The sequence below is a fragment of the Microbacterium sp. NPDC058269 genome, assembly GCF_042881445.1.
Taxonomy (GTDB): domain Bacteria; phylum Actinomycetota; class Actinomycetes; order Actinomycetales; family Microbacteriaceae; genus Microbacterium.
The window spans coordinates 964394-977097 of record NZ_JBHVXT010000002.1 but is presented as its reverse complement, the minus strand read 5'-3'; the positions used below and the strand labels follow the sequence as shown (position 1 = coordinate 977097).

The 12704-nt window shown below is 68.2% G+C and carries 16 protein-coding genes; 9 read left to right on the top strand and 7 right to left on the bottom strand.

What is annotated here, in order from left to right; genetic code table 11:
* The first annotated feature begins 65 nt into the window (after nucleotides 1-65).
* The 6 genes from sdhC (at nucleotide 66) to ACFVWL_RS13060 (ending at nucleotide 5724) form a co-directional block, all read left to right on the top strand.
* A complete protein-coding gene (gene sdhC, locus ACFVWL_RS13085; RefSeq protein WP_072591539.1) occupies nucleotides 66-500 on the top strand; it encodes a succinate dehydrogenase, cytochrome b556 subunit in 435 nt (144 codons plus the stop codon).
* Nucleotides 500-949, top strand: a complete 450-nt coding sequence (locus tag ACFVWL_RS13080) for a succinate dehydrogenase hydrophobic membrane anchor subunit (RefSeq protein ID WP_387183327.1) — start codon at nucleotides 500-502, stop codon at nucleotides 947-949. The genes sdhC and ACFVWL_RS13080 overlap by 1 nt, the downstream gene beginning before the upstream one ends.
* Nucleotides 950-966: 17 nt before the next feature.
* The gene (sdhA, locus tag ACFVWL_RS13075) at nucleotides 967-2793 is read left to right on the top strand and encodes a succinate dehydrogenase flavoprotein subunit (RefSeq protein WP_387183324.1); all 1827 of its coding nucleotides are present in this window, start codon (nucleotides 967-969) and stop codon (nucleotides 2791-2793) included.
* A 2-nt stretch (nucleotides 2794-2795) separates the two neighbouring features.
* The gene (locus tag ACFVWL_RS13070) at nucleotides 2796-3563 is read left to right on the top strand and encodes a succinate dehydrogenase iron-sulfur subunit (RefSeq protein WP_387183322.1); all 768 of its coding nucleotides are present in this window, start codon (nucleotides 2796-2798) and stop codon (nucleotides 3561-3563) included.
* A 105-nt stretch (nucleotides 3564-3668) separates the two neighbouring features.
* On the top strand, nucleotides 3669-4874 hold the full coding sequence (locus ACFVWL_RS13065; protein ID WP_387183319.1) for a YihY/virulence factor BrkB family protein: 1206 nt from the start codon (nucleotides 3669-3671) through the stop codon (nucleotides 4872-4874).
* A gap of 10 nt (nucleotides 4875-4884) precedes the next feature.
* On the top strand, nucleotides 4885-5724 hold the full coding sequence (locus ACFVWL_RS13060) for an exodeoxyribonuclease III (protein WP_387183316.1): 840 nt from the start codon (nucleotides 4885-4887) through the stop codon (nucleotides 5722-5724).
* Here the strand turns inward: ACFVWL_RS13060 and ACFVWL_RS13055 are convergent.
* From ACFVWL_RS13055 to ACFVWL_RS13045, 3 genes are read right to left on the bottom strand one after another with little or no spacing between them, the layout of a single operon-like run.
* Complete coding sequence (locus ACFVWL_RS13055; RefSeq protein ID WP_387183313.1) at nucleotides 5718-6356, bottom strand: DUF4166 domain-containing protein; 639 nt, start codon at nucleotides 6354-6356, stop codon at nucleotides 5718-5720. The genes ACFVWL_RS13060 and ACFVWL_RS13055 overlap by 7 nt on opposite strands.
* Entirely contained in the window at nucleotides 6353-7036 is a 684-nt protein-coding gene (locus ACFVWL_RS13050) for a DUF4166 domain-containing protein (protein WP_387183310.1), read from the bottom strand. Before ACFVWL_RS13050 ends, ACFVWL_RS13055 begins: the two co-directional genes overlap by 4 nt.
* Nucleotides 7033-7677, bottom strand: coding sequence for an SRPBCC family protein (locus ACFVWL_RS13045; protein ID WP_387183307.1), 645 nt, complete (start codon nucleotides 7675-7677; stop codon nucleotides 7033-7035). The genes ACFVWL_RS13050 and ACFVWL_RS13045 overlap by 4 nt, the downstream gene beginning before the upstream one ends.
* 45 nt (nucleotides 7678-7722) lie before the next feature.
* Between ACFVWL_RS13045 and trpS the strand changes: the two genes are divergently transcribed.
* Together trpS and ACFVWL_RS13035 are read left to right on the top strand one after the other, a co-directional pair.
* A complete protein-coding gene (trpS, locus tag ACFVWL_RS13040; RefSeq protein ID WP_315070205.1) occupies nucleotides 7723-8727 on the top strand; it encodes a tryptophan--tRNA ligase in 1005 nt (334 codons plus the stop codon).
* A 312-nt stretch (nucleotides 8728-9039) separates the two neighbouring features.
* Complete coding sequence (locus tag ACFVWL_RS13035) at nucleotides 9040-9483, top strand: hypothetical protein (protein ID WP_387183304.1); 444 nt, start codon at nucleotides 9040-9042, stop codon at nucleotides 9481-9483.
* 30 nt (nucleotides 9484-9513) lie between these two features.
* Here the strand turns inward: ACFVWL_RS13035 and pth are convergent, their stop codons facing one another.
* Nucleotides 9514-10095, bottom strand: coding sequence for an aminoacyl-tRNA hydrolase (pth, locus tag ACFVWL_RS13030; protein ID WP_387183301.1), 582 nt, complete (start codon nucleotides 10093-10095; stop codon nucleotides 9514-9516).
* 99 nt (nucleotides 10096-10194) lie between these two features.
* Nucleotides 10195-10806, bottom strand: a complete 612-nt coding sequence (locus ACFVWL_RS13025; protein ID WP_387183298.1) for a 50S ribosomal protein L25/general stress protein Ctc — start codon at nucleotides 10804-10806, stop codon at nucleotides 10195-10197.
* 223 nt (nucleotides 10807-11029) lie between these two features.
* Here ACFVWL_RS13025 and ACFVWL_RS13020 point away from each other — a divergent pair, with 223 nt between their 5' ends.
* Nucleotides 11030-11155, top strand: a complete 126-nt coding sequence (locus ACFVWL_RS13020) for a hypothetical protein (protein WP_017828452.1) — start codon at nucleotides 11030-11032, stop codon at nucleotides 11153-11155.
* 16 nt (nucleotides 11156-11171) lie between these two features.
* Here the strand turns inward: ACFVWL_RS13020 and ACFVWL_RS13015 are convergent, their stop codons facing one another.
* Together ACFVWL_RS13015 and ACFVWL_RS13010 are read right to left on the bottom strand one after the other, a co-directional pair.
* Nucleotides 11172-11663 carry a gluconokinase gene (locus ACFVWL_RS13015; protein ID WP_387183295.1) on the bottom strand — a complete coding sequence of 164 codons (492 nt, stop codon included), beginning with the start codon at nucleotides 11661-11663 and terminating at the stop codon, nucleotides 11172-11174.
* Nucleotides 11660-12697, bottom strand: coding sequence for a zinc-binding dehydrogenase (locus ACFVWL_RS13010; RefSeq protein ID WP_387183292.1), 1038 nt, complete (start codon nucleotides 12695-12697; stop codon nucleotides 11660-11662). The genes ACFVWL_RS13015 and ACFVWL_RS13010 overlap by 4 nt, the downstream gene beginning before the upstream one ends.
* Nucleotides 12698-12704: the final 7 nt, after the last annotated feature.

The window sequence follows — 12704 nt, the reverse complement described above, 5'->3', positions numbered from 1 at the left end:
ACAGGCTCACACTTGGACAAGCGCAGCGCACGCGACCGAGTCACATCGATCCAGGGAGGACGACCGTGTCCACAAGCGCCCGCTTGACACCGTCGATTTCGGAAACCACGTCCAAGACCCCCCGCGGCACCCTCTATCGGGGTCGCGAAGGCATGTGGTCGTGGGTGCTTCACCGCATCACCGGAGTCGCCATCTTCTTCTTCCTGTTGGTGCACGTGCTCGACACGGCGCTGATCAGGGTGTCGCCGGAGGCGTACAACGCCGTCATCGGCACGTACAAGAACCCGATCATGGCCCTCGGCGAGGTCGTGCTCGTGGCGGGCATCGTGTTCCACGCGATGAACGGACTGCGCATCATCGCCGTCGACTTCTGGTCGAAGGGTGCCAAGTACCAGCGTCAGCTGTTCTGGGGCGTCCTGCTGGTGTGGGGCATCATCATGGCCGGCTTCGTGCCCCGCCATCTGATGCTCGCGTTCGCCGGATTCGGAGGGGGACACTGATGTCTGCACAGACCATCGCCGCCGCCCCGGTGCGTCGCCGACGCGGGGTCAACCTCGAGAAGTGGGGCTGGATCTTCATGCGCGCCTCGGGCATCGTGCTCGTCGTGCTGATCTTCGGCCACCTGTTCGTCAACCTCATGGTCGGCGAAGGCATCCACGCCCTCGACTTCGCGTTCATCGCGGGCAAGTTTGCCACGCCGTTCTGGCAGTGGTGGGACGTGCTGATGCTGTGGCTCGCACTCATCCACGGCGCCAACGGCATGCGCACGATCGTGAACGACTACGTGACGAACAGCACGGCGCGCAAGGCGCTGGTCTGGGCGCTCGGGCTGGCCGCCGGCCTGCTCATCATCCTCGGCACGCTCGTGGTCTTCACGTTCGACCCGTGCCTGGGTGTGACCGAGGACAGCGTCCTCTGGTCCGAATGCGCCGCGATCGTCGGGAACTAGAAGAAGGCATACGAGAAGTGACTACCGAGACGCAGGATTCCGTCGTCCGTGACGGCGTGCACTACCACCAGTTCGACATCGTCATCGTGGGAGCCGGTGGGGCGGGCATGCGTGCCGCCATCGAAGCGGGCCCCGGGGCGAAGACCGCGGTGATCTCCAAGCTGTACCCGACACGCTCGCACACCGGTGCGGCGCAGGGCGGCATGGCGGCAGCGCTCGCCAACGTCGAAGAGGACTCGTGGGAGTGGCACACCTTCGACACCGTCAAGGGCGGCGACTACCTCGTCGACCAGGACGCGGCCGAGATCCTCGCGAAGGAGGCCATCGACGCGGTCATCGACCTCGAGAACATGGGTCTCCCCTTCAACCGCACGCCCGAGGGCAAGATCGACCAGCGTCGCTTCGGCGGGCACACGGCCGAGCACGGCAAGACCCCGGTCCGCCGCGCCTGCTATGCCGCCGACCGCACCGGCCACATGATCCTGCAGACGCTGTTCCAGAACTGCGTCAAGCTCGGCATCAACTTCTTCAACGAGTTCTACGTGCTCGACCTGCTGACGGTGAAGGACGCCGACGGCAAGACCCAGGTCTCGGGCGTCGTCGCGTACGACCTCTCGACCGGCGAGCTGCACGTCTTCCAGGCCAAGGCCGTGATCTTCGCGACCGGCGGCTTCGGCAAGATCTTCAAGACGACCTCGAACGCGCACACCCTCACCGGCGACGGCGTCGGCATCGTGTGGCGCAAGGGCCTCCCCCTCGAGGATCTGGAGTTCTTCCAGTTCCACCCGACCGGCCTCGCCGGTCTCGGCATCCTTCTCACCGAGGGCGCACGAGGCGAGGGCGCGATCCTGCGCAACGCCTCGGGTGAGCGCTTCATGGAGCGCTACGCCCCGACGATCAAGGACCTCGCGCCGCGTGACATCGTCGCGCGCTGCATGGTGCAGGAGGTCCTCGACGGCCGCGGCGCCGGTCCCCACAAGGACTACGTGCTGCTGGACTGCACGCACCTGGGCGCCGAGGTGCTCGAGACCAAGCTCCCGGACATCACCGAGTTCGCCCGCACGTACCTCGGCGTCGACCCGGTCGTCGAGCCTGTGCCCGTGATGCCCACCGCGCACTACGCCATGGGTGGCATCCCGACCAACAACGACGGCGAGGTCCTCGCGGACAACACCACCGTCGTCCCCGGCCTCTACGCCGCCGGCGAGTGCGCCTGCGTCTCGGTGCACGGCGCCAACCGTCTCGGCACCAACTCGCTTCTCGACATCAACGTCTTCGGCAAGCGCGCCGGCCGCAACGCGGTCGAGTACGTCAAGACCGCCGAGTTCGTGCCGCTCCCCGAGAACCCCGCGGCATTCGTGTCCGGCATGCTCGAAGACCTGCGCAACAACCAGGGCACCGAGCGCATCGCCGTCCTCCGCAAGACCCTGCAGGACGAGATGGACAAGGGCGCGCAGGTGTTCCGCACGCACGAGTCCCTCCAGCACGTGCTCGGCGTGATCGCAGAGCTCCGCGAGCGCTACAAGAACGTGCACGTCGACGACAAGGGCCAGCGGTTCAACACCGACCTGCTCGAAGCCGTCGAGCTGGGCTTCCTCCTCGACATCGCCGAGGTCGTCGTCTACGCCGCGCAGAACCGCGAGGAGAGCCGCGGCGGCCACATGCGCGACGACTTCCCGAAGCGCAACGACGAGAAGTACATGAAGCACACCATGGCCTACCTCACGGGCGACCCGCACTCCTCCACACCGAGCGATCACATCAAGCTCGACTGGAAGCCGGTCGTCTTCACGAAGAACGAGCAGGGCGAGTTCAACTACCCGCCGATGGAGAGGAAGTACTGAGCATGTCGACCGCCATCGCAGAGGCACCTGCCGACACGACCGAAGAGACCGGTGTCCAGTCCTTCATCGTCACGTTCAACATCCGCCGGTTCAACCCGGAGGTCGACGCCGAGCCGCACTGGGTCGACTACGACGTGGAGCTCTACTCCACCGACCGTGTGCTCGACGCCCTCCACAAGATCAAGTGGGAGGTCGACGGCTCGCTGACCTTCCGCCGCTCCTGCGCCCACGGCATCTGCGGCTCCGACGCCATGCGCATCAACGGCCGCAACCGCCTCGCCTGCAAGACGCTGATCAAGGACCTCGACATCTCGAAGCCGATCTACGTCGAGGCGATCAAGGGCCTGCCGCTGGAGAAGGACCTCGTCGTCGACATGGAGCCGTTCTTCGCGTCGTACCGTGAGGTGCAGCCGTTCCTCGTCGCCAGCTCCGTGCCGGAGAAGGGCAAGGAGCGCGTGCAGTCCATCGCCGACCGCGAGATCTTCGACGACACCACCAAGTGCATCCTGTGCGCCGCGTGCACTTCGTCGTGCCCCGTGTTCTGGACCGACGGCCAGTACTTCGGACCGGCAGCGATCGTCAACGCCCACCGCTTCATCTTCGACTCGCGCGACGACAACGCGGCGGTCCGCCTCGACATCCTCAACGACAAGGAAGGCGTGTGGCGCTGCCGCACCACCTTCAACTGCTCCGAGGCCTGCCCGCGTGGCATCGAGGTCACCAAGGCCATCGCCGAGGTCAAGCAGGCCATCCTCCGCGGGCGTCCCTGACGACGCATCCGGCATCATGTGAGAACAGGCGGTCCCGCTCCGGGGCCGCCTGTTCTCGTGTCTCCCCCTGCTCTCGCGTTCCCGCCTCTTGGATAGGGTGGGGAGGTGTCTGAACCCGAAGGCTCTGCGGCCGAGTCCGGCCGCCTCGATGCGGCTGTCGAGCGCGCGACCGCACTGACCCAACGCACCCTCGGGCTGTTCCCCGTACGGGTCTGGCGCCATTTCCTTCAGCACAACGGATTCCTCCTCGCCGCGGGCGTGAGCTATCAGGCGCTCTTCGCGATCTTCGCCGCGATCTACCTCGCATTCGCGATCGCGGGTCTCTGGCTCGGCGGCAGCGATGAGGCCGTCGACGCCCTCATCGCGATGATCAACAGCTACATCCCCAATCTGATCCTCCCCGAGGGTGGAGTGGTCACGCCCGAGCAGGTGAAGGACATCGCCGCGAGCACGACCGGGGTCCTGAGCATCACCGGACTGATCGCGCTCGGCACGGTGATCTGGACCGCGATCGGCTGGGTCACCTTCTCGCGTCGTGCGACCAGAGACATCTTCGGCTTGCCGCCCGATCGCCGCAGCTATGTCATCCTGAAGGCGCGCGACCTGCTCGCGGCGGTGATCTTCGGAGCTTCCCTGGTGGCCGGTTCGGTCCTCAGCTCGGCCAGCGCCGCCATCCTCAGCTGGCTCCTCGGCCTACTGGGCTGGGACTCCGGTTCCAACGGGGTGATCCTCATCCGCATCGGCGCCGTCATCGTGTCCTTCGCGCTGATGTCGGGCGCACTGGCGGCGATGGTCCGCTTCCTCACCGGGACCTCCCTGCACTGGCAGACGATCTGGCCCGGCGCTCTCCTGGGCGGCGCCGCGATGACTATCCTGCAGTTCGGCGCGGGCTTCCTGCTCAGCTACACGCCGTCCAACCCGCTGCTCGCGACGTTCGCGATCTTCATCGGTCTGCTGCTCTGGTTCCGCGTCAACGGCGTGGTGATGCTGGTGGCCTCCTCGTGGATCGCGGTGGCCGCGCAGGATCGCGATCTGCCCCTTCTCACTCTCACCGAGGCCGAGCGCCGCATGGCGGAGTATCAGGCCCTGCTGACGGCCGCGCGCATCCGCGTGCGCGAAGCCCATGCGGCCCGTGAGGCCGCGCCCTGGTACCGCGCGTGGGGCGCTGCGAAGGCCGTGCGCGACGCGGAGGAGGAGCTCGCCGACCTCGAAGCCTCCCCTCCCCCGCCCGCCGATCCGAGCACGCCCCTCGCGCAGCGTCTGCTCACGGAGCTGCACCGACCAGGACGGGATGTCGGCGGCGCTCGTTAGGCTGGTGATCATGCCTCATCTGCGTATCGCCTCGGTCAATGTCAACGGAATCCGAGCGGCGGCTCGCAACGGGATGAGCTCCTGGCTGGACGAAGCCGGCGTCGACATCCTCACACTCCAGGAGGTCCGCGGGCAGGACGAGCACCTCGAGGCTGCTCTTCCCGGCTGGTCCTTCGTTCACGACGAGGCCACGGCGAAGGGCCGCGCCGGCGTCGCCATCGCGAGCCGCACGCCTGCACTGGCCGCACGCACCGATTTCGGCCCAGAGGATTTCGATTCCAAGGGCCGGTGGATCGAGGCCGACTACCTGATCGGAGACCGTCCGCTGACCGTCGTGAGCGCCTACGTGCACTCCGGCGAGGCCGACACCCCGAAGCAGGACGAGAAGTGGAAGTTCCTCGACGCGTTCGGCACGCGACTCGGCGAGCTCGGTTCCGACGGCGCCCTCGCTCTCGTGACGGGCGACCTCAACGTCGGGCATCGTGAGCTCGACATCAAGAACTGGAGAGGCAACCGTAAGAAGGCCGGTTTCCTGCCGCGTGAACGCGCCTACTTCGATCGGTTCCTCGGCGAGGCCGGCACGGAGGTCACCGGTGTCGACGGCACCGTGGGCACGGGTCTCGGCTGGATAGATGTCGGCCGGAAGTTCCACGGCGAGATCGACGGCCCGTACACCTGGTGGTCGATGCGCGGTCAGGCGTTCGACAACGACTCCGGGTGGCGCATCGACTACCACCTCGCGACGCCTGCACTCGCCGAGCGTGTGGAGACCTACCACGTCGCCCGCGCAGCGGCCTACGACCAGCGCTGGAGCGACCACGCGCCCGTCGTCGTCGACTACCGCTACTGATCCGGGCCGGGGGCGACGTCCGCGTAGCGATACCACCCCCGGTACTCCAAGACGGTCCCGAGCACGGGGCTCGTCGCGCGCATCGCGATGGTGCGTCGACGGCGGGCCTCGTCCCAGCCGTCGACGAGATCGACCTCGATGCGAAGAAAGCCGCGCAGCGCGATCCGGCGTCGTCCGAGGCGCAGCGCGACCGCCCGGGTGCGCATACGCAGCGCACCGTCTTCGGTCACCGAGCACTCCTCGAGCATCTGCACCCGCCCCCTCACGCCCAGGGCATTCTGGACGAGGCCGGGGCGACCCGTCGCGAAAAGCCGGTCTGCGACGCGCTGTGTCCTGTCAGGGAAGCGGAACTCGCGGACCGTGTCGAGCGTCGCCCGCCCCGAGCGCGACCGACCGGACACGGTATCAATGCGAAACGGCACCTCGCGAGCGAGCCGCGTCACGAGCAGGCCAGGTCCGACGACCGGAGAGGCCAGACCGGCGAGGCGCCCGAACCGGCTCCCGGCGACCGCGAACACCCCCTCAGCACTGTCGTTCCTCGCCTCGACGCGCATCTGCGCCAGGATCTCGGGGTGAAGTCTCTCCGCCTCCTCCCCCAGTGCTTCGAGGAAGGCTGCTCCGCGTGCGGTCACTCTCGGATCTCCTCGCGGTAGGGCTTCACGGTCTCCGGCGCAGGTCCGTCGACGAACTCGCACGTGAACGCGCCCCGATAGCCGAACAGGAACCCGAAGACGTCGTTGTGGATCTCGAGGTCGATCAGATAACGCTGCTGCTCGTCGTCATAGCGCTCGACGAGCCGGGCCCGCCCGCTGAACAGCATCGGGAAGCGGAAGGCGATGCGCCCCTCGTAGAAGCGCTGTGCGCCCGAGGTGAGGAGCAGCCCGCCGTCGTCGGTGACGGCCAGATCGAGGTCGACGGCCAGGTGCTGGTGCGTGCCCAGGTAATCGACCACCCGCTGGCGGGCGTCGCTGTAGATCATGGTCGCGTCGAAGCGGCGACGACGGCCGGGGCGCACATCCATCGTCCGGACGAAGGTCACGGTCTCACGGCCGAAGTCGTCGACGTAGGCGTGGTTGTCGATCCGGAACGGCACGTCCCGTCCGCGCTCGGGGAAGAGGATGTTGCGGAAGGTGCCGATCAGCAGGAAGGGCAGCGTCCACCAGGCGCCTCGGCGCACCTCGGTCATCACCCCGCGTCCGATGCACCCGTACCCGGAGTCGACGCCGACCCCGAACCGACGCTGCAGTTGCGGGTGGAGCCGAGCGAAATCATCTCCGAGCGCGCGCTCGAAGATCCCCGGAGTGGTGGTCATGCGATCTCCTCGAGCGATTGCGGTGCGTCTTCCATGATCGTGCGTCCGGTGCGCCGTGGCGGACGGGAGAGGCAGTTGCGTGCACGAGGCCGGTATCCTCGGCGCAAGGATCGCCATCCGCTCGTGTCCTCCGGCGGGATCCCCTCCTCGGCCCACAGCCGGAGCCGATCGAAACTGCGCGCCGTGAGCCACCAGATGAAGCGCCGAGTGATCAACGGATCGAGCACGCGCCCGAGCCATCCCCATCCCGGAGCGTAGTCGTAGCCGGTGAGGAACCGTATGCCCTCCGCAGTCGGCACGTAGCGCCAGTATCCGCGACCGGCACCGAGCGGGGAGAGCGAGTCGTCCGTGTCGAAGAGCAGAGCGGAGGTGCGCTCCCCCGCACGGCTCTCCTTCGTGGCGAGCGAGACGCCGGTGCCGCGGATGGTGTGCACCACGAGGTCGAGCTCGTAGCGGAAGTCCTGCGCGCCGTCTGCCCTGGTGCGCTGCGGCACGATGTCGCTGAAGCGCGCATCCCAGCGCACGTGCGAGGCCGGCTCCTGGGTGAGTCGCCAGACCTCTTCGAGAGGAGCGCGGATGAGGATCTCGACGTAGAGGGCCCGATCCCCTCGCGACCGTGAACGAGGAGATGCGGAGACCATGCGCCCATCGTAGGGGCACCGCACTCACCCCATAGGATTGATCCCGTGACGAGACCTCGCCTTTACTCCGGAATGCAGCCCTCCGCCGACTCCCTCCAGATCGGCAACTACATCGGCGCGCTGCTCCAGTGGCGAGACCTGCAGAGCTCCTACGACGCCTTCTTCTCCGTCGTCGACCTGCACGCGATCACGGTCGCCCAGGACCCTGCCGAGCTCCGCGAGAAGACGCGGCGCACGGCTGCGCAGTACATCGCCGCGGGCATCGAGCCGTCGCTGTCGACGCTGTACGTGCAGTCGCATGTGCGCGCGCACGCCGAGCTCGCGTGGATCCTCAGCACCATCACCGGTTTCGGCGAAGCCGGTCGGATGACGCAGTTCAAGGACAAGTCCTCGCGCTACGGTGCGGACTCGACGAGCGTCGGTCTGTTCACCTACCCGGTGCTGATGGCCGCAGACATCCTGCTCTACCAGACGGATGTGGTGCCGGTCGGCGACGACCAGAAGCAGCACGTCGAGCTCACGCGCGATCTCGCCGAGCGGTTCAACTCACGGTTCGGCGAGACCTTCACCGTGCCGATGCCGGTCATCCAGAAGGAGACCGCGCGCATCTACGATCTGCAGAACCCGACCTCCAAGATGTCGAAGTCCGCCGAGAGCGATGCCGGCGTGCTGTGGATGCTCGACGATCCGGCGAAGTCGGCGAAGAAGGTCATGCGCGCCGTGACCGACAACGAGGGCTCGGTGCGATTCGACCGCGAGAACAAGCCCGGCGTCTCGAACCTGCTCACCATCTACGCCGCGCTCACCGGGCGCCAGGTCGCCGCGATCGAGGACGAATACGCGGGTCGCGGATACGGCGACTTCAAGAAGGGCCTCGCCGAGGTCGTCGTGAACGAGTTCGAGCCCGTGCGGGCCCGCGCCCTCGAGCTGCTCGACGATCCGGCCGAACTCGACCGCATCCTGGCCGAGAACGCCGCGCGCGCTGACGCCGTCGCCGATGCGACACTCTCGGACGTGTACGACCGGGTGGGTCTGCTCCGACGAGTCTGACGCTCGCCTTAGGATGGGCTCGTGACTGATCCGCAGCTGCCTCCCCCGTCCGGCGCCGTACCCTCCGACGCGCAGGTACCGCCCACGGTATCGGCGCCGCCCGCTACGGACACCCCGTCCGGCTCGTTCCCGCCGCCGACCGGCTCGTTCCCGCCGCCGACCGCTCCTGGTTACCCCCCGGCAGCTCCTTCGTATCCTCCAGCGGCGCCTGCATACCCGGTCGCGTCACCCGCTTCCCCGCCGGCAGCGCCCGCCGGATACCCCGCAGCGCCCGCTCCCGGATACCCGGCTGCGCCTCCCGGGGCTTACCAGGTGCCTGTCGGCGGCTACGCGGTCCCCGCCGGGACCTACCAGGCGCCAGGCGCCACAGCCCCCTCCTCCTCGAGGCTCTTCGGGACGCTGGCGCTGGTCTTCGCCCTCGTCGCCGCGGTCGTACCGACGATCGTGGTGAGCATCAGCGCGTTCGAGATCGGTAGGTTCCTGCCGAACGGCGCATCGATCACCGCCGACGACCTGCGCGTGCTGACCCCGGTACGTGACCAGGTGCTCTGGGCGGAGCTCTCGTTCTGGCTCGGGACGATCGTCGGCATCGCAGCGATCGTGCTCGGCATCGTCGCGATCGCCAAGAAGCGGGGCCGCGGCGCGGGAATCGCCGCACTCGTTGTCGCCGTTCTCGCGTCCGTGATCTTCTTCATCGCCCTGGTGGTCGCGCTCACGGCGGGTGCCGCTGCGGGTCTGTCGACCTACACGACCTGAGCGGCTCACCGCCACTCGGCATCTGCGGCGTCAGCGCGGCGCGTGGTGCTTCTGTTGAGCCGCGAGCAGACCTTCGCCCACCAGGAGCTCGACCGCGTCTGCGGCGTCCCCGATGAGGATCGGCAGGTTCGGCCGTTCCTCCTTGCCGAACGGGGCGAGCACCCAGTCCGCGGGGTCCTGGCGCCCGGCGGGACGGCCGATCCCCACACGCACACGGGGGAAGTCCGGCGTGCCCAGAGCACGGGCGACGTCGCGCACACCGTTGTGTCCGCCGTGCCCGCCCCCGGTCTTGAGCTTGACCGTGTCGAACGGGATATCGAGCTCATCGTGCACCACGATCACCTGCTCGGCGGGAACCGAATAGAACCGGGCCAGAGCGGCGACGGGGGTGCCCGAGACGTTCATGAAGGTGTTCGGCTTGGCCAGCACCAGCTTGTCCGCGCCCGGGCGCAACCACGTCTCGACGACACGTGCTCCGCCCTTGTGCTCGCGGAACGCTTCGCCGCGCCGCGCGGCCAGGTCGTCGACGACCATCTGCCCGATGTTGTGCCGAGTGGTCTCGTATCGCGGACCGGGGTTGCCGAGCCCCACCACGAGCCAGGTCGATGCCATGTCCTCGTCCTCTCCCTGCCCGGGTCCACGTCCTCGGTCAGGATACGACAGAGGGGACGCGATCGGATCGCGTCCCCTCTGTGATGAATCAGCCGGAGATCACTCCGCGGCGGCGTCTTCTGCAGCCTCGGTGGCCTCGGCGCTCTCGCCCTCGGCGTCATCCTCGGTGGGTGCAGCCGGGACGGAGATCGCGACGACGAGGACCTCGGGGTCGGAGAGCAGCGTGGAGCCCTTGGGGAGCTGCACGTCGGCGCCGGTGATGTGCGCGCCCTCTTCCAGGCCCTCGACCGAGACCTCGATGTTCTGCGGGATGTGCGTGGCCTCGGCCTCGATCGACAGCGTGGTCGCGTCGAGGTTCACGATGGTGCCCGCGGCCGACTCGCCCGTGACGACGATCGGGACGTCGATGGCGACCTTCTCGCCCTTCTTCACGACGAGAAGGTCGATGTGCTCGATGATCTGGTGCACCGGGTCGCGCTGGACGTCCTTGACGAGGGCGAGCTGGCCCTTGCCCTCGATGTCGAGCTCGAGCAGCGCGTTGGCACGACGGATGATGAGCGAGACCTGGTGGCCCGGCAGTGCGACGTGCACAGGCTCGGTGCCGTGGCCGTAGATGACGGCGGGGATCTTGCCGGCGGCGCGGAGGCGGCGGGCGAAGCCCTTGCCGAAGCTCTCGCGGAGCTCGGCCTGGACCTTGGTGTCTTCAGACATGGGGTTCTCCTTCGGGGCACGCAGCGAAGGCGCCGCGCGGTGGTCTTGGAATTTTCGAACTCGCTGACGCAGGAGGAAAGCCACCGGGCTTGCTTCGCCGCGTCGATAACGGATGTTCGCGCACGCGCAGAAGCATCCCTCGCCGAGGTACAGCCTCAATGGTACCGGATGACCCGATAGGCTGAGGACACCGGTCCTTTTCTGCAGAACACGGAGAACCCCCATGCTCGACGGCGCCTTCCTCTCGCACGCACTCCTCTGGCTGATCGGCGCGATGACCGTGTGCGCTGCCGTCACGTCGTTCATCGCCCTGTTCGCGATGGGCCGCTCGGGCTACCGCAAGGACTGACCGCCCGGCCGCTGTATCAGCGCTGAAACGCCGCCGCGGCGATGACCTCGGATGCGGTTCGCACGTCCGCGGATCCGTCGACCCGGATGCCGTCCTCATCGGAGTCGAGAGACTCCAGCGTCTGGAGCTGCGAGTCCAGCAGCGCCGCCGGCATGAAGTGATCGGCCCGCAGACGCATCCGCTCCTCGAGCACGGCGCGACCGATCGCGAGTTCCGCGAAGAAGGTCTCCGGCGCCTCAGCCCTGATGGCATCGCGATAGACACGCCGGAGTGCAGAGCACGCCACGACGATCCGCTCCTCCGCCTGCAGGGTCTCACCCACGAGCCGCAGCCACGGCTGACGATCCGTGTCGTCGAGGGGGACGCCCGCCGCCATCTTGCGTACGTTCGCCTCCGGGTGCAGGTCGTCGCCGTCGATGAACCGCGCACCGAGAGTCCCGGCGAGGAACGCGCCCACCGTCGACTTGCCCGAGCCGCTCGGGCCCATCACGACGATGCGCACACTCATGCCTCCCGGCCGAAGTCGATGAGCACCTTGCAGGAGCTCGCAGGGTCGGCTGCCAGTTCGAAGGCGTCGAGCGCATCGTCCACCGGCAAGACCTGGCTGATGATACCGCGCACGTCGAGGCTGCCGTCGGCGAGGGCCGCGATGACCTCATCGAACTCCGCCCCGAAGCGGAAGGACCCGCGCAGCGTGAGCTCTCGGGTGATGGCCGTCGCCATCGGAGCGGGCACCTCTCCCCCGCGCTGGAGGCCCAGCATCACGACCGTTCCCCCACGGGCGGCAGCGGAGACGGCGGCCGCGAGCCCGGGAACGGTGCCGCTCGACTCGATGACGACGTCGGCGTGCAGCTCGGAGATCTCGCTCTCCGCCCGCGCATCGATCGACCGGATGCCGCGCGCTTCGGCGATCTCCCGCGGCCGCTGCTGCAGATCGGTGACAGTCACCGACGATGCGCCTGCGCGCTGAGCCACCGCGGCGACGAGCTGACCGATGGGGCCGGCACCGATCACGACCACCCGGCGACCGTGCACGTCACCCGCCCTCTGCACGCCGTGCCAGGCGACGGCCGCGGGCTCGGCCAGGGCCGCCGTCCGCAGGTCGAGACCGGCGGGGAGCGGATGCAGCATACGCGCGGGGAGCGCCACCCGGCGCGCGAAGGCGCCCTGGGTATGCGGCAGGTGCATCGCCGACCCGAGATACGTGGATGCCGGCGCGAGGTTCGGATGCTCGGCGGGCCAGGGAGTGCGGCCGTCGCCGTGCGCGGTGAGCGGATGGACCGCCACGGGAGTGCCGACCGCGGGGCCTGTGCCATCGGGCGCGGCGACGCAGACGACGCCGGACACCTCGTGTCCGAGGATCATCGGCTCCCGCAGCACCGAGGCGCCGGCGGCTCCGTGCCGCCAGTAGTGGAGATCCGATCCGCAGATGCCGCCGTAGGCGATATCCACAACGGCCTCGTCCGGCCCGGGCATCGGGGCGCCGATGTCTTCGATCCGCAGATCCTCGGCGGCGTGCGCCACCACGGCGAGGTTGTTCACCGCGCTC

Bases quoted from the DNA above. Each gene is read 5' to 3' on its own strand.
- ACFVWL_RS13060 (WP_387183316.1), top strand. From the start codon at position 4,885: ATGCCTCATCTGCGTATCGCCTCGGTCAATGTCAACGGAATCCGAGCG.
- ACFVWL_RS13015 (WP_387183295.1), bottom strand. From the start codon at position 11,663: ATGAGTGTGCGCATCGTCGTGATGGGCCCGAGCGGCTCGGGCAAGTCG.
- ACFVWL_RS13080 (WP_387183327.1), top strand. From the start codon at position 500: ATGTCTGCACAGACCATCGCCGCCGCCCCGGTGCGTCGCCGACGCGGG.
- pth (WP_387183301.1), bottom strand. From the start codon at position 10,095: ATGGCATCGACCTGGCTCGTGGTGGGGCTCGGCAACCCCGGTCCGCGA.
- ACFVWL_RS13020 (WP_017828452.1), top strand. From the start codon at position 11,030: ATGCTCGACGGCGCCTTCCTCTCGCACGCACTCCTCTGGCTGATCGGC.
- ACFVWL_RS13025 (WP_387183298.1), bottom strand. From the start codon at position 10,806: ATGTCTGAAGACACCAAGGTCCAGGCCGAGCTCCGCGAGAGCTTCGGC.
- ACFVWL_RS13050 (WP_387183310.1), bottom strand. From the start codon at position 7,036: ATGACCACCACTCCGGGGATCTTCGAGCGCGCGCTCGGAGATGATTTC.
- ACFVWL_RS13070 (WP_387183322.1), top strand. From the start codon at position 2,796: ATGTCGACCGCCATCGCAGAGGCACCTGCCGACACGACCGAAGAGACC.
- ACFVWL_RS13045 (WP_387183307.1), bottom strand. From the start codon at position 7,677: ATGGTCTCCGCATCTCCTCGTTCACGGTCGCGAGGGGATCGGGCCCTC.